This window comes from Ornithinimicrobium sufpigmenti (assembly GCF_004322775.1).
In the GTDB taxonomy this organism is placed as follows: domain Bacteria; phylum Actinomycetota; class Actinomycetes; order Actinomycetales; family Dermatophilaceae; genus Ornithinicoccus; species Ornithinicoccus sufpigmenti.
Genome location: NZ_CP036403.1, coordinates 1,493,499 through 1,516,866 on the forward strand (window position 1 = coordinate 1,493,499; position 23,368 = coordinate 1,516,866).

At 73.2% G+C, this 23,368-nt stretch carries 19 protein-coding genes; 11 read left to right on the plus strand and 8 right to left on the minus strand.

Features of this window, described 5'->3' with window-relative positions:
* Positions 1–260 precede the first annotated feature (260 nt).
* The 9 genes from amaB to ESZ52_RS06865 all read left to right on the plus strand — a co-directional run bounded on the left by amaB (position 261) and on the right by ESZ52_RS06865 (position 10,378).
* Positions 261–1,793, plus strand: a complete 1,533-nt coding sequence (gene amaB / locus ESZ52_RS06825; RefSeq protein ID WP_131104266.1) for an L-piperidine-6-carboxylate dehydrogenase — start codon at positions 261–263, stop codon at positions 1,791–1,793.
* Positions 1,793–3,211, plus strand: a complete 1,419-nt coding sequence (locus ESZ52_RS06830; RefSeq protein WP_131104267.1) for an aldehyde dehydrogenase family protein — start codon at positions 1,793–1,795, stop codon at positions 3,209–3,211. Before amaB ends, ESZ52_RS06830 begins: the two co-directional genes overlap by 1 nt.
* Positions 3,212–3,282: 71 nt before the next feature.
* A complete protein-coding gene (locus tag ESZ52_RS06835) occupies positions 3,283–4,539 on the plus strand; it encodes an MFS transporter (protein ID WP_131104268.1) in 1,257 nt (418 codons plus the stop codon).
* Between the two features lie 22 nt (positions 4,540–4,561).
* A complete protein-coding gene (locus ESZ52_RS19215) occupies positions 4,562–5,842 on the plus strand; it encodes a DUF429 domain-containing protein (RefSeq protein WP_132974527.1) in 1,281 nt (426 codons plus the stop codon).
* A 36-nt stretch (positions 5,843–5,878) separates the two neighbouring features.
* The gene (locus ESZ52_RS06845; protein WP_131104269.1) at positions 5,879–7,039 is read left to right on the plus strand and encodes a zinc-binding dehydrogenase; all 1,161 of its coding nucleotides are present in this window, start codon (positions 5,879–5,881) and stop codon (positions 7,037–7,039) included.
* Positions 7,040–7,231: 192 nt separating this feature from the next.
* Entirely contained in the window at positions 7,232–7,654 is a 423-nt protein-coding gene (locus ESZ52_RS06850; protein WP_131104270.1) for a hypothetical protein, read from the plus strand.
* 96 nt (positions 7,655–7,750) lie between these two features.
* Positions 7,751–8,368: a DUF222 domain-containing protein gene (locus tag ESZ52_RS06855; protein ID WP_181009956.1), complete on the plus strand. Its 618-nt coding sequence runs from the start codon at positions 7,751–7,753 to the stop codon at positions 8,366–8,368.
* Positions 8,369–8,402: 34 nt separating this feature from the next.
* Positions 8,403–8,696, plus strand: a complete 294-nt coding sequence (locus ESZ52_RS06860; protein WP_238154502.1) for an HNH endonuclease signature motif containing protein — start codon at positions 8,403–8,405, stop codon at positions 8,694–8,696.
* A 251-nt stretch (positions 8,697–8,947) separates the two neighbouring features.
* The gene (locus ESZ52_RS06865) at positions 8,948–10,378 is read left to right on the plus strand and encodes an aldehyde dehydrogenase family protein (RefSeq protein ID WP_238154520.1); all 1,431 of its coding nucleotides are present in this window, start codon (positions 8,948–8,950) and stop codon (positions 10,376–10,378) included.
* Positions 10,379–10,396: 18 nt separating this feature from the next.
* Here the strand turns inward: ESZ52_RS06865 and ESZ52_RS06870 are convergent, their stop codons facing one another.
* Both ESZ52_RS06870 and ESZ52_RS06875 read right to left on the minus strand, forming a co-directional pair.
* Positions 10,397–11,806, minus strand: a complete 1,410-nt coding sequence (locus tag ESZ52_RS06870; protein WP_131104274.1) for an amidohydrolase family protein — start codon at positions 11,804–11,806, stop codon at positions 10,397–10,399.
* A 32-nt stretch (positions 11,807–11,838) separates the two neighbouring features.
* The gene (locus tag ESZ52_RS06875; protein ID WP_131104275.1) at positions 11,839–12,783 is read right to left on the minus strand and encodes an aldo/keto reductase; all 945 of its coding nucleotides are present in this window, start codon (positions 12,781–12,783) and stop codon (positions 11,839–11,841) included.
* 99 nt (positions 12,784–12,882) lie between these two features.
* Here ESZ52_RS06875 and ESZ52_RS06880 point away from each other — a divergent pair, with 99 nt between their 5' ends.
* Complete coding sequence (locus ESZ52_RS06880; RefSeq protein ID WP_131104276.1) at positions 12,883–14,754, plus strand: glycoside hydrolase family 15 protein; 1,872 nt, start codon at positions 12,883–12,885, stop codon at positions 14,752–14,754.
* A gap of 44 nt (positions 14,755–14,798) precedes the next feature.
* Here ESZ52_RS06880 and ESZ52_RS06885 read toward each other — a convergent pair whose 3' ends face one another.
* The 4 genes from ESZ52_RS06885 to ESZ52_RS06900 form a co-directional block, all read right to left on the minus strand.
* Positions 14,799–16,316 carry a DEAD/DEAH box helicase gene (locus tag ESZ52_RS06885; RefSeq protein ID WP_131104277.1) on the minus strand — a complete coding sequence of 506 codons (1,518 nt, stop codon included), beginning with the start codon at positions 16,314–16,316 and terminating at the stop codon, positions 14,799–14,801.
* 214 nt (positions 16,317–16,530) lie between these two features.
* Complete coding sequence (locus ESZ52_RS06890; protein WP_131104278.1) at positions 16,531–17,853, minus strand: hypothetical protein; 1,323 nt, start codon at positions 17,851–17,853, stop codon at positions 16,531–16,533.
* Between the two features lie 88 nt (positions 17,854–17,941).
* Positions 17,942–18,886: a beta/alpha barrel domain-containing protein gene (locus ESZ52_RS06895; RefSeq protein WP_131104279.1), complete on the minus strand. Its 945-nt coding sequence runs from the start codon at positions 18,884–18,886 to the stop codon at positions 17,942–17,944.
* Entirely contained in the window at positions 18,886–20,118 is a 1,233-nt protein-coding gene (locus ESZ52_RS06900; RefSeq protein ID WP_131104280.1) for a CaiB/BaiF CoA transferase family protein, read from the minus strand. Before ESZ52_RS06900 ends, ESZ52_RS06895 begins: the two co-directional genes overlap by 1 nt.
* A 229-nt stretch (positions 20,119–20,347) precedes the next feature.
* On the opposite strand from ESZ52_RS06900, the gene ESZ52_RS06905 reads away from it, so the two are divergent.
* Positions 20,348–21,478: an aminotransferase class V-fold PLP-dependent enzyme gene (locus ESZ52_RS06905; RefSeq protein ID WP_131104281.1), complete on the plus strand. Its 1,131-nt coding sequence runs from the start codon at positions 20,348–20,350 to the stop codon at positions 21,476–21,478.
* A 21-nt stretch (positions 21,479–21,499) separates the two neighbouring features.
* Here ESZ52_RS06905 and ESZ52_RS06910 read toward each other — a convergent pair whose 3' ends face one another.
* Together ESZ52_RS06910 and ESZ52_RS06915 are read right to left on the minus strand one after the other, a co-directional pair.
* Positions 21,500–22,672, minus strand: coding sequence for a CaiB/BaiF CoA transferase family protein (locus tag ESZ52_RS06910; protein ID WP_131104282.1), 1,173 nt, complete (start codon positions 22,670–22,672; stop codon positions 21,500–21,502).
* The gene (locus ESZ52_RS06915; protein WP_131104283.1) at positions 22,669–23,298 is read right to left on the minus strand and encodes a TetR/AcrR family transcriptional regulator; all 630 of its coding nucleotides are present in this window, start codon (positions 23,296–23,298) and stop codon (positions 22,669–22,671) included. The genes ESZ52_RS06910 and ESZ52_RS06915 overlap by 4 nt, the downstream gene beginning before the upstream one ends.
* Positions 23,299–23,368: the final 70 nt, after the last annotated feature.

The following is a 23,368-nucleotide window of genomic DNA, read 5'->3' on the forward strand; positions in this document are numbered from 1 at the left end:
CGTGACCGTGGTTGTGGCGGTGTGCTCGTGGCGGCCTGCACGTCGGGGCGTGCGACACGCCGCAGGGCCTACGGGCACTGTGCAGACACGCCGGGCCGCGGACGGCACGGAAGACAGCCCTATCCTGGGCGGGGCCTGCCGCGCCGCCGCGGGAGCACACCGCATACCACTGCGTCCCCGGCATCTCCGCACATCCCCCCCACCCCCCCACATCCGCCCGCACACGCCCATACCCCCCATACCCCCCGAGGAGCACATCCGTGACCACAACCCTGCCGACCGCCGACGACCTGCGCACGAGAGCCGAGGACGCGGCCCGCGCGTGCGGTGTCGACCTGGACTCCCGGGCAGGGCAGAGGCAGGGCGGCTCGCCGATCAACGGCGGTGTCGTCTCCCGGCTGGCGTGGAGCACCGCGGCCGACGTGCGTGAGGTCGTCAACGAGGCGTACGCGGCCTACCTGCACTGGCGCGCCGTCCCGGCACCGGTCCGAGGTGGGCTCGTGCGCCGGTGGGCCGAGCTGCTCACCGAGCACAAGGCGGACCTCGCGACCCTGGTCAGCATCGAGGCCGGCAAGGTCACCTCGGAGGCGCTGGGGGAGGTGCAGGAGATGATCGACATCTGCGAGCTCGCGGTCGGGCTCTCCCGCCAGCTCTACGGGCGGACCATGCCCTCCGAGCGACCGGGGCACCGGCTGATGGAGACCTGGCAGCCGCTGGGTGTGGTCGGCGTCATCTCCGCGTTCAACTTCCCGGTCGCGGTCTGGTCCTGGAACACTGCGGTCGCCCTGGTCTGCGGGGACCCTGTCGTCTGGAAGCCGTCGGAGCGCACGCCGCTGTGCGCGCTGGCCGCCGAGGCGCTGCTGCAGCGGGCGATCGCCGAGACGGGACACCCGGCCGGCCTGTCCCAGGTGCTCCTGGGCGGGCCCGACGTCGGCCGTGCCCTGGTCGAGGACCCTGGTGTGGCGCTGCTGTCCGCCACCGGCTCGACCGGTATGGGGCGCGCCGTCGGCCCGGTCGTGGCGGAGCGCTTCGGCCGCAGCCTGCTCGAGCTCGGCGGCACCAACGCCGCGGTCGTCACGTCCAGCGCCGACCTCGACCTGGCCACGCGCGGCATCGTCTTCGCCGCCGCCGGCACCGCTGGTCAGCGGTGCACGACCATGCGCCGCGTGATCGCCCACACCTCGGTCGTGGACGAGGTGGTCGAGCGGGTGGCCGCCGCATACCGGGCCCTACCCGTCGGTGACCCGATGACCGAGGGGACGCTGGTGGGCCCGCTGCTGGACCGGCGCTCCTACGACGCCTTCGTCGCCGCCATCGAGGCAGCGACCGCAGCAGGCGGGGAGGTGGTCGCCGGCGGTGGGCGTGAGCTGGCCGAGCAGTCGGAGGACGCCTACTACGTGCGTCCTGTGGTCATCCGGATGCCGGCACAGGCGCAGGTCATGCACACCGAGACGTTCGCGCCGATCCTGTACGTCCTGGCCTACGAGGACCTCCACGAGGCGATCGCGCTCAGCAACGCCGTGCCGCAGGGTCTGTCGTCGAGCATCTTCACCCAGGACCAGGCGGAGGCGGAGATCTTCTGCGGGCCCGAGGGCTCGGACTGCGGGATCGTCAACGTCAACATCGGCACCTCCGGCGCCGAGATCGGCGGGGCGTTCGGCGGGGAGAAGGAGACCGGCGGTGGTCGGGAGTCCGGCTCGGACGCGTGGCGGGCCTACATGCGACGGGTCACCACCACCGTGAACTACTCCGGCGAGCTGCCGCTGGCGCAGGGAGTACGGTTCGAGGTCTGATGCTGCACACCGACGCGTTCATCGACGGCGCCACCGTCAGGGGCACCGAGAGCTACGACAACATCGACCCCTCCACCGGCAGCGCGATCGGCTCGGTCACCCTGTCCGGGCCGGAGGAGGTGGACCGAGCGGTCGCCGCCGCCCGTGCCGCCCAGCCCGGCTGGGCCTCGACCACGCCGGAGGAGTGGGCACTGGTCCTGGAGAGGATCTCCGACGCCATCTTGGACAACCTGGACGAGCTGGCCCGCGCCGAGAGCGAGGACACCGGCAAGCCGCTGACGCAGGCGCGGACCGACGCGACGGTCACCGCGCACTACTTCCGGTTCTACGGCCGGGCGATCGACTCCTACTACGGCCTGCAGATCCCGGTCGGTGACGACCTGCACGTCTACACCCGGCGGGAGCCGCTCGGTGTGGTCGGCAGCATCCTCGCCTGGAACTACCCCATGCAGCTGCTCGGCCGCGCGGTCGCCCCGGCGCTCGCGACCGGCAACGCGGCGGTGATCAAGCCCGGTGACGAGACTCCCCGGACCGCGGTGCGGATCGCCGAGCTCGCGGTCCGCGCCGGCCTGCCCGCAGGAGCGTTCAACGTCGTGCCGGGCGTGGGCAGGGTGACCGGCGTGGCGCTCAGTCACCACCCCGACCTGGCCCACCTCGGCTTCGTCGGCTCCACCGCCGTGGGCCAGGAGATCGCCGCAGCGGCGGCGCAGCGCGTCATACCCGTCACCCTCGAGCTGGGCGGCAAGTCGCCGCACGTCGTCTTCCCCGATGCAGACCTCGACGAGGCCACCGTCTACATCACCCAGGGCATCCTGGCCAACGCCGGGCAGACCTGCTCCGCCGGCAGCCGGCTGATCGTGCACGAGGACATCGCCGAGGAGCTGCACGAGCGGCTGCGCCGCAGCTTCGCCTCGGTGCGGATCGGCCCCGGCGTGGAGGACCAGGACCTGGGGCCGCTGGTCTCCACGAAGCAGCAGGAGCGGGTGAAGAGCTTCGTCGACGAGGCGACGGGGCACATCGTCGCCGGTGGCGGGATCCCGGACGGCTTCGAGCGGGGGGCCTTCTACGAGCCGACCCTCATCGTCGGGGTCGACCCCCAGGACCGGATCGCGCAGGAGGAGGTCTTCGGTCCCGTCCTGGCCACGATGACGTTCTCCGACGAGGACGAGGCGGTCCGCATCGCCAACGCCACCGAGTACGGCCTGATGGCGGCCGTGTGGACCCGCGACTTCGCCCGTGCGCACAGGGTGGCGCACCGGGTGGTCGCCGGGCAGGTCTACATCAACGCCTTCGGTGCCGGCGGCGGGGTGGAGTACCCGTTCGGCGGGTTCAAGCGCTCCGGCTACGGCCGCGAGAAGGGCTACGAGGCGCTCGACGCCTACACCGCCACCAAGACGGTCATCGCCAGGCTCGGCTGAGTACCCTCCACCCGTGCCGTAACCTGCGGGCATCCGCCTCGGGGCGGGGTCGGACGAGCAAGGGGAGGGGTATGCCGCGCCGCGACACCGCGCGCACGATGCTGGGGGCCAGCGGGCTGACCGTGCTCGGCTCCATCTCCCCGTTCCTGCTCGGCGCCCAGGCGGTGCTCATGCAGCGAGACCTGGGTTTCGGGCCGGCCCGGCTCGGGGTGGCGGTGAGCGTCTTCTTCGGAGTCGCGGCGCTGTCCACCATCCTCGGTGTCGGCGTGTTCACCCGGCTGGGCCGCCGCGTGGGGCTGGTCGTGGCCGGAGGGCTCGTCGCGGTGGGTGGCCTGCTGGTCGCCACGGTCGTCCAGGGCTGGTGGGCGCTCGTGCTCGCGATGGCCGTGCTGGGCATGGGCAACGCGGCCTGCCAGACCACCGCGAACGCTGCGGTCGCCACCGCGCTGCCGGTCCACCGGCGCGGGCTCGGCTTCGGGATCAAGCAGAGCGCGGTGCCGGTCGCGATCATGTTCGGCGGCCTGGCCGTGCCCACCACGACCGTGCTCCTCGGCTGGCGCAGCACGTTCATCATCATCGCCGTCGTCGGGCTGGCGGTGGCGCTGGTCGGGGCGACCCGGCCGGCGCGCCGGGTCGGCACCACGGTGCGTCCGGTCGGCGCGCTCCAGCCGGACCGCGCGCCGCGGGGTCCCCTGCTGCTCTGTGGCGCGGCGGTGGCCTTCGCCAGCGCGCCGGCGAACTTCCTGGGCTCCTACCTGGCCAGCTGGGCGCACGAGGTCGGTCTCACGGTCGAGGAGGCGGGTGTGCTCCTCGCCGTCGGCTCGGCCAGCTCGGTCCTGATGCGGATCGCCACCGGGCACCGGGCCGACCGTCGCCACGGGGCCAACCTGCCGGTCGTGGCGGGGATGATCCTGGGCGGGGCGGTCTGCCTGGCGCTCCTCGGCGCCGTGCCGCAGACGTGGGCCGTGATCGTCTTCGGCCTCCTCGCCTTCGCGGTGGGCTGGTCCTGGCCCGGCCTGATCCTCTACGCCGTCGCGCGGCTCGGCCGGGACGCGCCCACCCAGGCCTCCTCGGTCATCCAGGCCGGGGCCTTCCTCGGCGGTGCCACGGGGCCGGCGTCGCTCGGCCTGGTGGTCTCGCTGCTCGGCTTCTCGGTCGCCTGGTACGTCGCCTCGGCCAGCTTCGTCGTCTCCGCCCTGCTGATCATGGCGGCCCGGCGGGGCTTCCGGGCTGACCTCGAGACCCGGCCGCCGGCCCAGCCGTTCGGCTACGGCGGTGGCCGGGGGGAGCCGCGGTACACCACCCGACCGCCGGACGCGCCGATGTGAGCCCTGCCCCATACTGAGCAGCGTGCGAGCCCAGGGGTATGTGGGTGTGGTCGGTCCCGGTGCGGCCACGCCGGAGCAGGTCGAGCAGGCCGTCGAGGTGGGGCGGCTGCTGGCCGGGCACGGCCTGGTCGTCGTCACCGGCGGCCTGGGCGGGGTGATGGCGGGTGCCGCGGCGGGGTGCGCGCAGGCCGGGGGCCTGAGCCTGGGGCTGCTGCCGGGCACGGACCGCGCAGACGCCAACCCGCACCTCAGCCTGACGGTCCCGACCGGCCTGGGCGAGATGCGCAACGCCTTGCTGGTGCGCAGCTGCAACGCCATCATCGCGGTCGGGAGCAGCTGGGGCACGGTCAGCGAGATCGCGCTGGCGGCACGCACAGGGGTGCCCGTGGTGCTCGTGGACGGTCTGCGCCTCTTCGACGAGGTGCCGGGCGCGGGGGACGAGGTGCGCGAGCCGGTCCACGCCACCACGCCCGCCGAGGCGGTGGCGGAGGTGGTGCGCCTGCTGGGCAGCGGGGCCGAGGATGCACGGTCGCTCGACGGCCGGGACGCCGTCGTCCTGGGGGCGGACCGGCAGGCGGGGACCTGGGTGGGGGTCGTGCTGCCGGTCACCGGCGTCGGCCAGGCGCGCCTGGTCAGCGCGGCGGACCTCGGGACCCTGGTGGAGCGGGCCAGGTCCCAGGCGTCCGTGGCTCTGGTGGCGGTGGACATCCCGATAGGGCTGCCGGACACCGGGGTCCGCCAGGCCGACGTGCTCGTGCGTCAGCGGTTGGGGCACCGGGGCAGCTCGGTCTTCCCCACGCCGGTCCGCGAGGCGCTCGCGGCCGACACCTATGCGCAGGCCCGGGAGGTGAGCGTGGCCCGGACCGGTGGGCGCAGCCTGTCGGCGCAGAGCTACGCCCTGCGGGCGGCGATCCTCGACGTGGACGCCTACGTCAGGGGGACGGAGGTCGGCGAGGGGGACCAGGGGGGAGCGCAGGAGGGGGCGGGCCTGGGAGCGCACGGCCGTGCCCGACCCCCGGTTGTCGAGGCGCACCCCGAGCTGAGCTTCGCGGTGATGGCCGGTGCGCCGCTGCATACCCGCAAGAAGACGCCCGAGGGCATCAGCGAGCGCATCGGCCTGCTCACCGCGCAGGGCATCCGGCTGCCGGCCGACCTGCCGGCGGGACGCCGAGGCGTCGACGATGTCCTGGACGCCGCCGCGGCAGCCTGGACGGCGGTCCGTGTGGTCGCCGGGCGGGCCGAGCGGATCCCGGGCCGGCCGGAGCGCTTCAGCGACGGGCTGGACGCCGCGATGTGGGTCTGACGGCGGTCCTCCGTCCAGCGTGCGACGATGTGGCGCATGCGAGCAGTGGTGTGGGACGGACCGGGTCAAGCGCTCAGCGTCGAGGAGATCCCGACGCCGCAACCGCAGGCAGGTGAGGTCCTGGTCCGGGTGGCAGCGTCCGGTGTCTGCCACACCGACCTGCACGTGATCAAGGGCGAGGTGGCGTTCCCCGCCCCGGGCGTCCTGGGCCACGAGATCTCCGGTCACGTCGAGGCTCTCGGGGAAGGGGTCGAGGGCTTCGAGGTGGGCGATCGCGTCGTGGGGGCGTTCATCATGCCCTGCGGGCGCTGCGACCAGTGCCGGGCCGGCCGGGACGACATGTGCGCAACCTTCTTCGCCGAGAACCGGCTCAAGGGCAACCTCTTCGACGGCACCTCCCGGCTGACCCGGCAGGACGGGTCGCGACTGTCGATGTACTCGATGGCAGGGCTCGCCGAGCTCGCGGTCGTCCCGGTCACGGCGCTGGCCCACCTTCCGGAGGAGCTGCCCCTGGAGGAGTCGGCGGTGCTCGGTTGTGCGGCCTTCACGGCGTACGGCGCCCTCGCCCGCGCGCACGAGGACATCCGGGGGAGGTCCGTCGCGGTCGTCGCCGTCGGCGGGGTGGGGTCGGCCATTGTTCAGCTGGCCCGCCACCTGGGTGCCGGGCCGATCATCGCCGTGGACGTCGACGACGACAAGCTCGCGGCGGTGCAGGCCCTGGGTGCCGACGTGGTGATCAACTCGCGCACGACCGACGCCCAGGAGGCGGCCCTGGCCGCGACCGGGGGGATGGGTGTCGACCTGGTCCTGGAGGTTCTCGGGCGGCCGGAGACGGTCGAGCTGGGTTTCTCCCTGCTGCGGGAAGGGGGGCAGCTCGTCGTCGTCGGCATCGCCGCGGGCGCCGCCACCGCCGCCATCCCGATCACCCCCATGGTGCGCCGCGGTATGTCGATCACCGGCAGCTTCGGCGCCCGCACCCGGCGCGACCTGCCGGAGGTGGTGCGGCTTGCTGCCGAGGGCGCCTTCGACGTGCGGCGGACGGTGACGCGCAGGTTCTCGCTCGAGGAGGCACCACGCGCCTACGACCTGCTCGACGCCGGGCAGATCCAGGGCCGAGCCGTGGTGGTCATGGACAGGTCGGACGGGGATCGTCCCAGCCGGTGGGAGCGGGGTGGCGTGGAGGCGGTCATCCCGTGAGCCGATGAGCACGGCTGGAAGGCCGGAGGGGAGGTCCCCTCGAGCCCGCGCGCAGCGACGGCCGGAGTCATCTGTGCAGGTCAGCGGGTTTGTCGGTGGCGCGTGGTGGGGTGAGGTATGGCGTTGCAGGGAGGGTGCGGACCGCGGCCCCGTGCACAGCACGTGGGGCCTGCGACCGTGCGGCGTGGGGCCGTGGACGAGGTAGGCCGCCCCGTCGGAGTCGACCCTGTCGCGTGGGATGCGGAGCTGGAGGAGATGCTCGGCGCCGTCGCTGAGGAAGCGATGGTGATGCCGACCCGGCCGGTGACCGACGAGGACCTGGCCTACTGGGCGATGGTCGCCGACGTCGAGCTGCACGGCACCGGCACGCCCGACGACGCATCCGGCCTGCTTGACACCGACACTGCAGGCGGGACCGACACTGCAGGCGGGGTGGACCCGCCCGGTGAGGTGTTGGCGCAGGGGCTGGCGACGGCGGCGCGTGGCCTGGCCCAGGCAGGGTTGACCGAGCACGAGTCGGTGCGGGTGCTGGATGCCGGGGTCGTGACCGGGATCGAGGCGCTGGGCGGGCTGCGGGGCCAGGCGGATGCGCGGCTGGTGCTGCTGGCCCTGTAGGCGCACGAGCGCGGCCTGCACACCGAGCAGGGCCTGTCGCTGGTGGACTGGCTGCGGGTCCGCTGCCCTTGGCTGCCGCCGCAGGACTCCACGTCCGTGCATCAGATCATCAAGTGCATCTCGCTGCCTTCCGGCGGCCCGCTCAAGCACGTGGCGCTCACCGGCGGCGCGCCCTTGCACCGGTGCGCCCTGGTCGCGCGCACCCTGTCGCGGATCGCCAGGTGCGTGGACGTCGACCACCACGAGGGCTACGTCCAGATCATGGCCGACGCCGCGAGCAACCCTGACCTGACCGATGCGCACCTGGCGCGGGCGTGCGCGGAGCTGATCCGCGCTCTGCTGGACAACCCGCCCGAGACGGAGAAGACCGCGGAAGAGCTGCGCTCGGTCACCCGCCGCGTGCTCGGGGAAGGGCTGACGCGGTTCACCATCGACGCTCCCGACGCTGCGGCCGCGGTCCTGGACGGCATCATCACCTCACGACTGGCGGCACCGGCCCCCACGACCGACGAGACCGGTGCGGACGTCCCTGACCCGCGCACCGGTGCCCAGCGCCGGTTCGATGCGCTGCTGACGGTCATCAACCGTGGCCTGTCGAACCCCGGAGCTCCGCCCTCGACCGCCCGGGCTGCGGTGCTGCTGGTCATCCCTTTCGATCCCGACAAGGGCAAGCCCTCCGGTGTCGCGCACCCCCGGCGGAGTGCTCGTCGGTGAGGCGAATGCGGGCCGGTTGGCGTGCAGTGCGGAGATGACGCCCGTGTGGGTAGGGCCGGGCAACGAACCCCTCGCCCTGGGTGACACGGCCCGGTTCGCCACGCCGGGCCAGTTCAAGGCCCTGGTCGTGAGGGACGAGCACTGCACCTTCCCCGGCTGCACCCGGCTGCCGCAGTGGTGCGACACCCACCACCTGCAGTGGTGGTCCCGCGGCGGGCGCACCGACGTCGACAAGATGGCCCTGCTGTGCGAGCAGCACCACACCCACGTCCACCTGCACGACATCGCTGGCGAAGTCGTCGGCGGCCACGTCCGCTGGCACCTGTGACCACCCCGCTCCGCAGCCCGGCCCACCGGCCGGGCCCACAGGCCTGCCAGCGCGGGGGGTCTGCGATCCGGCGAGGCGCCAGCGTTCCGGGTGGGCGGCCGCTGGCATACGCTCGGCACAACGACGGACACGCGACACGGGAGGACGCACCGATGGTGGACACGGCGAACGACACGGCGAACGACACGGCGAACGACACGGCGAACGACACGGCGAACGACACGGTGGTGCAGGACCCCAGGGACTGGGGGATGCTCATCGGCGGAGAGTGGGTGGAGGCCGTCGCGGGGGAGCGGATCGACGTGATCACCCCGATCGACCGCAACCAGGTCATCGCCACCGTGCCGCGGGCCCGCGCGGCCGACGCTGACCGGGCGGTCGACGCCGCACGTCGGGCCTTCCCCGCGTGGTCCGAGCTGTCGTTCCCCGAGCGGGCGCGGACGTTGCTGACAGCTGCCGACCTCATCGAGGAGGCGGCCGAGGAGCTGGCCCAGCTCACCGCGATCGACACCGGCAACGCGATCCGCACCCAGGCCCGGCCCGAGTCGACCATGCTGGTCGACGCGTTCCGCTACTTCGCCGGGCTGGCCGGTGAGGTCAAGGGCGTGACCCTGCCGACCGCGACGGACCAGCTGCAGTACACGCGCCGGCAGCCGCTGGGGGTGGTCGCGGCGATCCTGCCGTGGAACTCCCCGCTGATGATCGTCGCCTTCAAGCTGCCGGCCCTCCTGGTCGCCGGAAACACCGCGGTCGTCAAGGCGGCCGAGGACGCGCCGCTGTCGGTGCTGCGGATGGCCGAGATCATCTCGGACGTGCTGCCTGCGGGCGTGCTCAACGTGGTGACGGGGTACGGCGCGGAGATCGGTGAGGCACTCGTCGCGCACGCGGGCGTCGACAAGGTCTCGTTCACCGGGTCTACCGCGATCGGCGCCGGGGTGGGGGCCAAGGCCGGAGGCCGCCTCGCGCACTATTCCCTGGAGCTGGGCGGCAAGTCCCCGTGCATCGTCTACCCCGACTCCTGCACCGACGAGGTCGTCGAGCAGGTCCTGCTGGCGACACGGTTCGCCCGGCAGTCGCAGTCGTGCACGACCGGCTCCCGTCTCTTCCTGCACGAGTCGATCCACGACGAGTTCCTGGACAAGCTCGTCCAGCGCGTGGCACAGCTGCGGGTGGGTGACCCCCGGGACGAGCAGTCCGACATCGGCTGCATCATCAACGCCAAGCAGTGGCAGCGGGTGCAGGGCTACATCGAGGACGGGCTGGCTCAGCAGGGTGCGGAGGTGGCCTATGACGGCCGGGACTCCCTGACCGAGGGGGAGCCGGGGTTCTACCACGCCCCCATGATCCTGACCGGGGTCGACAACGGCTGGCGCATCGCGCGCGAGGAGATCTTCGGGCCCGTCCTGTCCGTCATCCGCTGGAGCGATGAGGACGAGGTCGTGCGGATGGCCAACGACTCCCACTACGGTCTGGCCGCCTTCGTCTTCTGCCAGGACCTCGGTGCCGCACTGCGCACCGCACACCGCATCGACTCCGGCTGGGTGCAGGTCAACCAGGGCGGTGGCCAGCAGGTCGGCCAGTCCTACGGCGGGATGAAGCAGTCCGGGGTGGGCCGTGAGTTCTCCCTGGAGGGCATGCTCGAGGGCTTCACCCAGGTCAAGCAGATCAACGTCCGGCTCTGACGTCCGGCTCTGACCGGTTCAGGCCGCCGGCCCCTCGGTGGGATGACCGAGCCGAAAGGTCCGCACGGCCCGCCGCATGGCGGTGATGTCCTGCGTGGGGTCACCCTCGACGAGGACGAGATCGGCGAGCAGTCCGGGCTGGATCCGGGTCCGGTCGGCCAGCCCCCAGACCCGACCGGGCACCGCGGTGGCCGCCCGCAGTGCCTCGACGGGCGCCATACCGCCCGCGACCAGCAGCTCCATCTCCACGACCAGCCCCAGCCCGCCCACGGTGCCGGGCCCGGGGTGGTCCGTCCCGAGCACGACGGGCACACCGTGGGCCTGGGCAGCGAGCAGAGCGGCCCGTCGCCGACGCCCGGCGGACTCGTCCTGGTCGGCGATCTCGGAGCTGGCCAGCCGTGCCCGGGCGGTGGCGCTGAGCACCTCGACCACCGGGTCCTCGAGGACCGGCTTGTCGGACGCGCGGAAGTGCCGGCCCAGCGTGCTCACCATGAAGACGTTCTGCTGGACCATGGTGTCGAGCAGCGCCTCGGGCAGGGCGTCGACCGCGGGCGGGTGGGCCAGGCCGTCCACCCCCGCGGCCACGGCCACGCCGGTGTCCGCCAGCGTCCCGACGTGCGCCACGGTCAGGAGACCACGGCGACGGGCCGACTCCACCAGCGCATTGACCGTCTCGGGCTCCAGGGTCCGGGGCGCGGAGCGGCTGTCGATGACGATCGTGAGGAACTCAGAGCCCTCCTCCCACCGGCTCTGCACCCAGGCGTCCACCTCGTCCACCCCCTCCAGCCGGGGGAGGGCCAGCTGCCCGGGGCGGTCGATCACGGGGTGCCCACCGGGCACCGTGGCGAGGTGTCCCGCGGTGATGATGTCGGACCGGTCCGGCAGTCCGGTGCGGGCCAGCTCGGCAGCGCGCTCGGGGTCAGGGGGGCTGTACACGTCGAGCTCCGTGGTCACCCCGAAGACCAGGGCGGGCTGCTCCAGATGCGCGGCCCCCTCCCGTGGCTGGTGGGCGTGGACGTGGGAGTCGACGAGGCCGGGCAGGAGCGTGAGCCCGGTGGCGTCCAGCACCGGGATGCCGGGGGAGGGACTGAGGACCCCCGTGCCGCGGATCCGTCCACCCTCCAGGTAGACGTCCGTGGGCCCGACCAGGTCCATGCCGTCGAACACCTGGGCTCCCTGGATGAGCAGCCGCTGCGGCGTCAGGAACTCCTCAGGAAGGCTGACCTGCGGGCGCAGGGAGCGTCGTCCCGCCCCCGGCGGGAGCCGGGGAGCCCCTGCGGTGCCCGACGGTGGGAGGGCGTCGGTCAGGCTCGCGGGTCGGGATCGTGCGGAGCACCCCGCCAGGACCGCACTGAAGAGCGCGGCGGCGAACGTCCTGCGCGAGACGTCCGGCGTCGCGCCGGTGCGGCGCCGCGACCTGTCAACCATGACAGGTCAAAGGCTACCGGCAGGCGCCGGGTTCAGAACCCCTCGGACGCCTCGTCGAGCTCGGTCAGGTCCTGCGCGGTCAGCGTCAGCGTGGTGCCCGTCAGCAGCGGGTCGAGCTGTTCCGGGCGCGAGGCCGAGGCGATGGGGGCGGTCATCCCGTGGGCCAGCAGCCAGGCGATGACCACCGCCGCGGGCTCGACGTCGTACCGCTGCCCCACCTGCACGAGGGCGTCCACGACCTGCAGGCCGCCGGCCTCGGCATACCTCCGGGCGGCGGAGCCGCGGGCCGCGCCCTCGAAGTCCTCCGGGGAGCGGTACTTGCCGGTGAGGAAGCCCGACGCCAGCGCGGGGTAGGAGAAGACGGCCAGGCCCAGCTCGGCCACGACCGGGGCGAGCTCCTGCTCGTAGGCGGAGCGGGACACCAGCGTGTAGCGCGGCTGAAAGGCGGCCGGGGGCGTCAGCCCGAGCCGGTGCGCTGCGGCGACCCACCCCCGCAGCCGGTCGGCGCTGTAGTTGGACAGCCCGACCGCGCGGATGTGCCCGGCCTCGACCAGCGCGTGGAAGGTCTCCACCTGGTCCTCGAGCGGCACAGTCTCGTCGTCGGCGTGCGCGTAGCACAGGTCGATCACCTCGACGCCGAGCCGCTCGCGGGACTCCTCGACGGCCGTGTGGACGGTCTGGCGGGCGAGCCCCAGACGGTCCGGCTTCCGGGAGACCTTCGTCGCGATCTGCACCCGGTCGCGCAGGCCGCGCTCGGCCAGCCACGCCCCGATGATGCGCTCGGACTCCCCGCCGGTGTGCCCGTCCACCCACGCGGAGTAGCCGTCGGCGGTGTCGATGAAGCTGCCCCCACCTGCCACGAAGCGGTCGAGCACGGCGAAGGACGCGTCCTGGTCAGCGGTCCACCCGAACGGGTTGCCGCCCAGGTTGAGCGGCACGAACGGGCGGTCGGTCTGCAGGAACTCGGGCAGGTGCATGCAGCGGACGCTACCCGGCGTGCCCGACGACCTCCGTTGCGGGGCAGACCGGGCGGGGCAGACCGGACGCGGCGGACGGCGGCTGACACGATGGAGAGCATGAGTACTCACCTGGAGGACTACGCCCTGCTGTCCGACCTGCGCACGGGACCTCTGGTGTCCCGGGAGGGCAGCATCGACTGGCTGTGCCAGCCCCGTTTCGACAGCCCTGCCGTCTTCTCGGCGATCCTGGGCGGTCCCGACGACGGCCGTTGGCAGATGTCCGTGGTCGACGGTGAGGTGGAGAGCCGACGCTACGAGCCGTCCACCTTCGTCCTGGAGACGGTATGGCGAGGGCCCTCCGGCCGGGCACGGGTGCTGGACTTCCTGCCCCCTGCCGACGACCACAGCGACCTGGTGCGCATGGTCGAGTGTCTCGAGGGGGAGGTGGAGGTCGAGCACGACCTGCGGATCCGGTTCAGCTACGCCCGGGCCACCCCGTGGTTCCGCCGGCTGGAGAACGACGAGCATGGCCGAGCCCGCCTGTCCTGCCTGGCAGGACCGGACGGTCTGCTGCTCACCGGTCCCTGCCTGCACCCGCAGGTGGATCACGAGGGGGCCGTCGACAGTCGGTCCGAGGGCGAGTCCCAGGGCGCGGACACCCCCGGCGGTGGCCTGGCTCCGCGGCTCGGCGGCACCTTCGCTCTCTCGGCGGGGGAGCAGCTCGCCTGGGACCTGACCTGGTTCCACTCCTGGGAGGAGCTCCCGCATCCGCCGCCCGCGTCCGACGCGCTGGAGCGGGCGCGCAAGTTCTGGCACGACTGGGCCTCCCGGATCGAGGTCCAGGGGGACTATGCCGACCTGGTGAGCCGTTCCCTGCTCGTGCTGCGGGCGTTGACCCACGGGCAGACCGGCGGCATCGTGGCCGCGCCCACCACGTCGTTGCCCGAGGAGTTCGGCGGGAGCCGCAACTGGGACTACCGGTACACCTGGCTGCGGGATGCGGCACTGACCATCGAGGTCCTGATCGACCACGGCTTCACCGGAGGCGCCCAGCTGTGGCGGGACTGGCTCCTGCGGGCGGTCGCGGGGGACATCGACCGGCTGCGGATCATGTACGGCCTGGGCGGCGAGCGCGAGCTGGACGAGAAGGAGCTGGACCACCTTGACGGCTACGAGGGTTCCCGCCCGGTGCGGATCGGCAACGGCGCCGCCGACCAGTACCAGGCCGACGTCCCCGGCGAGGTGATGCTGGCCCTGGCCAAGCTGCGCGACCACGGCGTGGAGGACGACGAGTACAGCTGGGGTCTGCAGCGCGGGCTGCTGGCCTACTGCGAGGCGAACCTGAAGATCAAGGACCACGGCATCTGGGAGATGCGGGGCGACGTCCACCACTTCACCCACGGCCGGGCGATGATGTGGGCCGCGTTCAACGAAGGGGTGCGGGCGGTGCGGGAGCACGGCCTCGAGGGGGACGCGGAACACTGGGCTCAGCTGCGGGACCAGTTGCGTGAGGAGATCCTGGCCGAAGGCTTCGACCAGGACCGGAACACCTTCCTGCAGACCTATGACGGCGCGGAGGTTGACGCCTCACTGCTGCAGCTGCCGCATACCGGCTTCATCGACTATGACGACGAGCGGATGCTCGGCACCGTCGCCGCGATCGAGCAGGACCTGGTGGACGAGCACGGGCTCGTGCACCGTTACCGCACCGAGGCCGGCATGGACGGGTTGGAGGGTGAGGAGTACCCCTTCCTCATCTGCTGCTTCTGGCTGGTGGAGCAGTATGCCTGCTCGGGGCGCCTGGACGACGCACGCTCCCTGATGGCTCAGCTGGTCAGCTACGCCAGCGACCTGGGTCTGCTCTCGGAGGAGTACGACCCCGAGTCGGGTCGACTGGCCGGCAACTTCCCCCAGGCGTTCAGCCACCTGAGTCTGATCCGCGCGGCCGACGCGCTGGCGGACGTCCAGGGCCGACGAGCCGCCAGCTGACGCCGCCCGAGGGCAGGTCAGCCGGCGGCCCGACGGGGGTCGGGTCAGCCGCGACCGCGGCCGGAGGATGAGGTGGAGAAGGCGACGACCGAGCCGCCGGAACGCTGTCCGTTGCGGGTCGACCCGCCGGAGCGGCGGCCACCCTGGCCACCGGCTGAGCGCTGCCCACCGGTGCCGCGACCGCCCTGGCCGCCGGCACGCTGGGCGTCCGGGCCACCAGAACGGCGACCACCGGCGGAGCGCTGACCGCCGCTGGACCGCTGACCACCACCGGAGTGCTGGCCACCGCCCGAGCGCCGGCCCTGGCCGCCGGACCGGCCGCCACCGCCCGGCCGACCGGAGCCGGCAGAGGCGCCGACGGTCGCAGGCTGCGGCATACCGCCGGGCACCAGCACGCGCTCACCCGGCGCGAGCTGCTTCAGGACCGGGTGACCGGTCCCGGCCCTGGTGACCGTGGGCTTGATGCCCGCGGCCCGGGTCAGGGAGCGCACGTCGGAGACCTGCGCGTCGGTCATCAGCGTGACCACGGTGCCCGCGGCACCGGCCCGGGCGGTGCGGCCCGAGCGGTGCAGGTAGGCCTTGTGCTCGACGGGCGGGTCGGCGTGCACCACGAGGGCGACGTCGTCGACGTGGATGCCTCGGGCGGCGATGTCGGTCGCGACGAGTGTGGTGGCCGCACCGGACTGGAAGGCGTCGAGGTTGCGCACGCGGGCGTTCTGCGCGAGGTTGCCGTGCAGCTCGACGGCGCGGACCCCGGCGGCGTTGAGCTGCTTGGCCAGCTTCTTCGCGCCGTGCTTGGTGCGGGTGAAGACCACGGTGCGGCCGGGGGCTGAGCCCAGGTCGGTGAGCACGCCGAGCCGGTCGTCGGTGCCGATGTGCAGGACGTGGTGGTCCATCTTGGCGACGGGCGACTGCGCGGAGTCGGCGTGGTGGGTGACCGGCTGGTGCAGGTAGCGCTTGGCCACCACGTCGACCGCCTTGTCCAGCGTCGCGGAGAAGAGCATCCGCTGGCTGCCGCGCGGGGTCGCGTCCAGCAGCCGCTTGACGGCCGGCAGGAAGCCCAGGTCGGACATGTGGTCGGCCTCGTCCAGGACGGTGACCTCGATCTGGCCCAGGTCGATGTGGCCCTGCCCGATGAGGTCCTCGAGCCGGCCCGGGGTGGCGACGAGCACGTCGACGCCGGCCTGGAGGGCGCGGACCTGCGGGTTCTGGTTGACGCCGCCGAAGATGGTCAGCGAGGTCACGCCCGCGGCCCGGGCCAGCGCAGCGAGCGCCTCATCGATCTGGCGGGCCAGCTCACGGGTCGGCGCCAGGACCAGGGCGCGGGGCGCACGGCCGCGGCGGCGGGCGGCCCCCGGGTCGCCGAGCAGGCGGGTGACGATCGGCAGCAGGAAGGCGAAGGTCTTGCCCGAGCCGGTACGCCCCCGGCCGAGGACGTCGCGACCGGCCAGGGAGTCCGGCAGGGTCGCGGCCTGGATGGGGGTGGGGACGGTGATGTCCTGACGAGCCAGGGTGTCGACCAGGAGGGTGGGCACGCCGAGGTCGGCGAAGCTGTGGGGCACAGAGAAACTTTCGAGACGTTGCGGAGTCTCACCCGGCGCGCATCCCCGGCGGGGGCGCGACCTTGTCGGTCACCTTCGTATCCGCCCGCCCGCCGGCAGGTATGCCGTGCGACGGCGCGGAGTGGCCGGTCATGATCGAGCGCCCCGAGGTGAGACGGTGCGGGGCGCTACCAGCCAGTCTACCAGCACAGATGTCCCGCGCCGGTCAGGCGCGTCAGTCGGGTTCCGGCTCGCCCCGCCGGGTCCGCCACCGGAAGACGGCGGGCACCAGGTGGGCCAGCCCACCCAGGGCGAAGACGACCGCCAGCACCCAGACCCACCAGCCGGCGAGCAGGCCGGCCAGGAGCAGGCCGACGAGCACGACCGCCACCACCAGCTCGCCCGCGCCGAGAAGCATGCCCAGCACGGGCTGTCGCCAGAGCGTCCGCTCCAGGGCGGCCCAGGGCAGGCGGCCGGTGGGCTCGGTGTCCTGCTCGGCGAGGGAGTCGGCCAGGAAGCGCATCCCGCTGGACGGCTCGACGACCTTGCCGCCCTCTGGGTCGGCGTCGCCGGGACGGGCCTCCGCCAGGCGGGCTGCCACCGCCGGCACCCCGAAGCTGGCGGCGGTCTCGACCAGGAAGTCGGAGGCGTCGTGGGGTTCGGCCATCCAGCGCTCGATGGTGACGTGCTGCTCCGCAGTCATCCCGTCCGGAAGGTCGGGCTCGGGAGGGGGTTCGAGCCGACCGGTGGCGCGGGCACGGGCCTCCCACGTGCGGGGGCCGGCCAGCCACTCGGTCAGCTCCAGGGTGTCCGGGTGCGCACCCGCCAGGGCGACGGGCCGTAGGTGCGGGGTCCATTCCGCACGCACGCTCAGGCCCTTGTCCCTGGGCCGCTCGACGTAGGCGAACTCCCGGCTGGCGCCCCGCCGGCCCACCACGGCGAAGGGGTAGGCCCCGGTCAGCCGGTGCGGCGGGGCGGCCAGCAGCATGCTGGGTCCGTGGCCGGTCGCGGCCACCACCCAGCCGTCCTGGCGGTAGACTGTCATCGGGGCCTCCAGGTCGCGCGCGAAGGCGGTGGCGGTGGCCACGTCGTCGCCGCGGTAGCAGTAGACGACGCGGCTGTCCTGGCCGGGGGTCTTGGCCTCCGTCACGATCTCCTCGACCGGCAGCCAGGGAGGTCCCACCTTGTCCTCCGGCGGGATGAAGGCCACGGTCCGCAGCTCGTCCAGCAGGGCGGGCACGAACTCCTCCACCGGGTCACCGGGCTGCGGCGGGCCGCCGTCGGGTGCGACCGCGACCCTGCCGTCGGGGGAGACCGCGAGCCGCAGCTGGACCACGTCCGGCGTGGCCAGCACCTCGCCCGGCAGGTAGGCCGCCACCAGGGCCTTGCCGCGGACCGTCTCCAGCAGCTCGTCGTCGCGCAGCAGCATCCACGAGGAGTGCGAGCGGTCCCGCACGAGCTCGATGGTCAGCTCCAGCCAGCCCAGAGGTCCGGCTTCCGCGTCGGGGAGACGGTCCTGGTCGTCGCCCTGACCCGGACGGTTCTCGGAGACGCTCACCGGACGAGCCTAGCCAGCGGGGCGGCGGCAGCCCGCACGCTGCCCGCAGACGGGGCGGCGGCTGGCAGGCCTTACCTCAGCCACGCCCTCACACAGGATCGGGCCACACGGCGGCCGCGAGGTCCGCCCGCGTGCCCCCGCGCGAGACGAACGAGCTGCGCGGGAAGCCGGTCACGTCATACACCTGCTCGGCGATCGCGCGGACCGCCTCCAGGTCGATCCCGGTGCGGATCCCCATACCGTCCAGCAGGTGGATGAGGTCCTCGGTGGCCATGTTGCCCAGCACCGCCGGGTCCCCGGGGAACCACATGTCGCCACCGAGCGCGGCGAACGAGGTCTCCAGCCAGGCCGCGCCTGCGGAGAGCGCGGCCAGCGCGTTTGCCGGCGCGAACCCGTTGCGGTTGTGCAGGTGGGCACCCACGGACAGACCGGGAAAAGCGTCGTGGACGGCGCGGATCCCCTCGTACAGCTCCCGCGGGTGCTCCTGGCCGGTGGTCGTGGCCAGGTAGACCCCGCTGGCCCCCGCCTCCGCCGCGGCCGCGACGACGCGGTGCCGGCTCTCCGCCGAGACCTCCCCGTAGCAGGGGGAGAAGAAGGCGCACGCCACCGCCACCACCAGCTCCTGGCCCGCACTCCGGGCCACCTCGCCGATCGCGGGCAGGTCGGCGAGCAGCTCCTCGGTGCGCCTGCCCTGGTTCTTCAGCGCCATGCCGTCCTCGGCAGGGACGACGACGGTGATCTCGTCGAGCTCGCACTCGGCTGCGCGCTGGGCCCCGCGAAGGTTGGGGACCAGGCCGCGGTACCGGAGCTGAGGGTCCCGCGGCACCCGCGCGAGCAGCTCCTCGGCGTCGGCCAGCTGCGGCAGGACCTTCGGGTGGGCGAAGGAGCACACCTCGATCTCCCGCACACCGGCGGCGATCAGGTCGTCCACGATCTGCAGCTTGGTCCCCAGCGGCAGCGGCTCGGGGACCGCCTGCAGGCCGTCCCGCAGCCCGACCTCGACGACCCGGACGGACTCCGGCAGGTCCCACATCAGCGGATCACCCCGTCCTGGCGCAGCCCGGGGAGGCGGTCGGGAGCGACCCCGGCCTGCTGGAGCACCTCGTCGGTGTGCTGGCCCAGTGGCGGGCCGGTCCAGCGGACCCGGGAGTCGGTGCGGCTGAGCCGGGGGAAGGCGTTCTGCATGTGGATCGGCTCCCGGTCCTGCCGTTCCACCTCCACGATCGAGTCGCGGGCGCGGAACTGGGGGTCGACCAGCATGTCGGCGACGCGGAAGATCTTGCCGACCGGGACGGCGTGCTCGTTGAGCAGGTCGATCAGCTCCTCGGCGGTATGCCGCAGGGTGAACTCGGCCACCATCTCGTCCAGCTCCGCCTGGCGCTCGCCGCGGGCGACGTGCGTGCTGAAGCGCTCGTCGTCGGCGAGCCCGGGGTCGCCCATCGCCTGGCTCAGCCGCCGGAAGACCGTGTCCTGGTTGGCGGCCACGATGACCCACTGGCCCTCAGCGGTCGGGTAGACGTTGCTCGGGGCGATCTTGGGCAGGATCGCCCCGGTGCGCTCCCGCTGCACCCCTCCCACCGTCCAGTCCGGCACCAGGGCCTCCATCACGCCCAGCACCGACTCGTAGATCGAGGCGTCCACCACCTGGCCGCGGCCGCTGCGGGTGCGCTCGTGCAGGGCGGCCAGCGCCCCGAGAGCGGCGAACACGCCGGCCAGGCTGTCACCGAGGGAGATCCCGACCCGGGCGGGCGGCTGGGCGGGGTCGCCGACGACGTGCCGGAGCCCGCCCATCGCCTCACCGATCGAGCCGTACCCCGGACGGGTGGCGTAGGGGCCGGTCTGCCCGAAGCCGGAGACCCGGACCATGACCAGGCCGGGGTTGTCTGCGGACAGGGTCTCGTAGTCCAGCCCCCACTTCTCCAGCGAGCCGGGGCGGAAGTTCTCGATGACGATGTCCGCGGTGGTGACGAGCTGCCTGGCGAGCTCCTGCCCCCGCTCGTCGCGCAGGTTGAGCGCCACCGACTTCTTGTTGCGGCCCAGGACCGACCACCACAGCGAGTCTCCCTCGACCCGTGCCTGGCCCCACTGCCGCATCGGGTCGCCGGTGCGCGGCTCCTCGATCTTGACCACCTCGGCGCCGAGATCACCCAGGACCTGTCCGCAGAACGGCCCGGCGATCAGCTGCCCCATCTCGACCACGCGCACCCCCTCCAGGGGTCCGCCCGGCGCGGTGCCCTGCCCGGTCGACGCCTCGGCCTGGTTCATGCCACTCTCCTGTCCGTCGGGCGCCGTGCCCAGGCTCCTGCGCACGGCGATGTGCTCACGGGTTGTATACAACCGAAGTATACAGCGTGGCGTGGCGTGCAGACAGGCTCGCCGCCGCAGGTGTGCCGTGCGGAGAGAGGCGGTAGCGCAGCACCAGATCTGTATACACGGCCCCGGCGGCGACCCTGCGGGGCCAGGCTCACCCGAGCGGCATGGCAGGCTTGGGGGTATGCAGCTGCCGCGCCCTGACATCGACCCTGACGGCCTGGTGGAGTTCTCGGTCGTCTTCACCGACCGCTCCCTCAACCACATGTCCGCCCGCTTCCTGGGCATCATGCAGAGCCTCCTGGAGGACCTGCGCACCACGTACTCCGCCTCCTCGGTGGCGTTGGTGCCCGGCGGTGGCTCCTACGCGATGGAGTCGGTGGCACGGCAGGTGGCCACCGGCAGGCCGGTACTGGTCCTGCGCAACGGACTGTTCTCCTACCGGTGGTCGCAGATCCTCGAGGTCGGCGCGGTCACCTCGGACGTGACCGTGCTCCAGGCCGCCCCGGTGGACGACTCGCGACAGGCCGCGTGGGCGCCGGCCCCCATCGAGGAGGTCGTGGCCACCATCGAGCGGACCCGTCCGGCCGTCGTCTTCGCGCCGCACGTCGAGACCGCCTCGGGCATCCTGCTGCCCGACGACTACCTGCGGGCCGTCGCCGACGCGACGCACGCCGCCGGCGGCGTCTTCGTGCTCGACTGCATCGCCTCCGGGCCGCTGTGGGTGGACATGGAGGACCTCGACATCGACGTGCTGGTCAGCGCACCGCAGAAGGGCTGGAGCGGGACGCCCGGCACCGGCTACGTCCTGCTGCGCGAGCGCGGCCGGGCCGCCGTCGAGGCCGGCACCTCCACCAGCTTCGCGCTCGACCTGCGCGCCTGGCTGGACGTCAGCGACGCCTACGTCAACGGGTCCACCCCGTACCGCGCCACGCTGCCCACCGATGCCATCGCCCGCAACGCCGAGCTCGCCCGCGAGACCGTCGAGCGCGGCCTGGAGCCCCTGCGCAAGGCCCAGGTCGACCTGGGCGAGCGCGTCCGGACGCTGCTGGCGGAGCGCGGCTTCGCCTCGGTGGCCGCGCCCGGGTATGCCGCTCCCACCGTCGTGGTCGTCCACACCGACGACCCGCAGATCCAGTCCGGCGCGGCGTTCAAGCCGCTGGGGCTGCAGGTCGCGGCGGGTGTGCCGCTCTTCTGCGGTGAGGGCGAGGACTGGTCGACGGTCCGCCTCGGGCTCTTCGGCCTGGACAAGCTGGACGACGTCGACGCGACGGTCGCCCGGCTCGAGGCGGCCCTGGACCGGCTCGGCGGCTGAGCCGGCTCGGACGAGGGCGGCTCAGCCCTCGGCCGCGTCCCTCCACCAGGCACCCCGGTGCTCGTCCAGGTCCGGCGGCGCGCTGCGGTAGGCCGCCGGTGTGCGGGAGAAGCGCATCGGGTTGGACACCTGCGCGCTGACGCGGTCACCGGAGCGGGTCTGCACGACCGGGTCCAGCCCCAGGCTCTCGGCCAGCTCTATCGCCTGGCCGATGCTGTTGATCGGGCCCGCCGGCACGCCGACGGCCGAGAGCTCCCCGGCCCAGTCCTGCGCCGAGCGGGCGGCCAGCAGCCGTTCCAGGGTCGCGCGCAGCGCGGCACGATGCTCGACCCGGGCCACGTTCGTGGCGAAGCGGTCGTCCGTGGCCAGCTCCGGCTCGCCCAGCACCCGCACGAGGCGCTGGAACTGTCGGTCGTTGCCGACGGCCACCACCAGCTGCCCGTCCCCGGTGGGGAGCGGCTCGTAGGGGCTGATCGAGGGGTGGGCGTTGCCGGAGCGGCCGGGGGAGACGCCGGTGCCCACCGCGGCGGAGGTCTGGTTGACCAGGCCGGAGAGGAGCGAGGAGAGCAGGTTGACCTCGACATGCTGCCCCTGACCCGACCGGGTGCGCTCCAGCAGCGCGGCCTGCACCGCGCTCAAGGCGTGCAGCCCGGTGACCACGTCGACGAGGGCCACGCCCACCTTGGACGGCTCGCCGTCCGGGTCGCCGGTGATGCTCATCAGCCCGCCCATCGCCTGGACGAGCAGGTCGTAGCCCGGCAGCCCCGCGCCCGGGCCGGAGCCGAACCCGGTGATCGAGCACATCACGACGCGCGGGTTGGCCGCGGACAGGCTGGCGTGGTCGAGGCCGAACCTGCCCATCACCCCGGGGCGGAAGTTCTCCACCACCACGTCCGCCGATGTGGCCAGCTCCAGCGCCCGAGCATGGTCCGCCTCGTCGGTCAGGTCGAGGGCGACCGAGCGCTTGTTGCGGTTGGCCGCCGCGAAGTAGGTGGCCCGGCCGGTCGCGTCCCGCGGGGGAGCCCACTGCCGCGTGTCGTCCCCCGAGGGCGGCTCCACCTTGATCACATCGGCGCCCAGGTCGGCCATCAGCATGGTGGCGTAGGGGCCGGCGAGCACCCGGGAGAAGTCGGCCACCCGGATGCCGGCGAGCGGTCCGGGGTCATGCTGGCGATCGGTCACGTCGGGTCTCATCTCTGCTCTCCTTCAGGCCCTGGCTCCAGGCCGCGGACCAGGCACCGCAGCCCGAGCTCGAAGCTGTCCTCGTCGATGCGGGACGCCTCCGACCGGAGCCGGTGCGCGCCCTGGGTCAGGTGCGGGTAACGGTCGAGGTACACCTGCACGTCGTCGGCGAACCCGGAGGCGAAGGGGGTGGAGGCGGAGCCGATGACCAGGTACTTGACCATCCCGGAGATCTCCGTGGCCCGGCGTGGCGCCCAGCCCGAGGCCAGCAGCCCGCCGTGCACCGCGTCGGCCATGGCCAGGAAGCTCTCCCGCCGCTGGGCGCCCGAGGCGATGATCGGGACGGCGCCGGGGTGGGCCAGCAGCGCCGCGCGGTAGGAACGCCCCCAGGTCAGCAGCCCCTCGCGCCAGCCGTGCTCGAACCCCGAGGTGTCGACGTCGGCCACCAGCACGTTCGCGACGGCGTCCAGGACGTCGTCCTTGGTGGGGAAGTGGCCGTAGAGCGAGGCGGCCTGCACCCCCAGCCGCTCGGCCAGCCGGCGCATCGTCACCGCGCCCAGGCCGTCCTCGTCGATGAGCGCCAGCGCGGCGTCGCGGATCCGCTCACGGGTGAGCACCGGGGTGCGGGGCCGGGCCATCGTGCTCTCCTCAGCTGGGCGGTCGGTCAGGGCGGAGGGGGTGGGTTTGCTTCAGCCTAACATCGTTCGG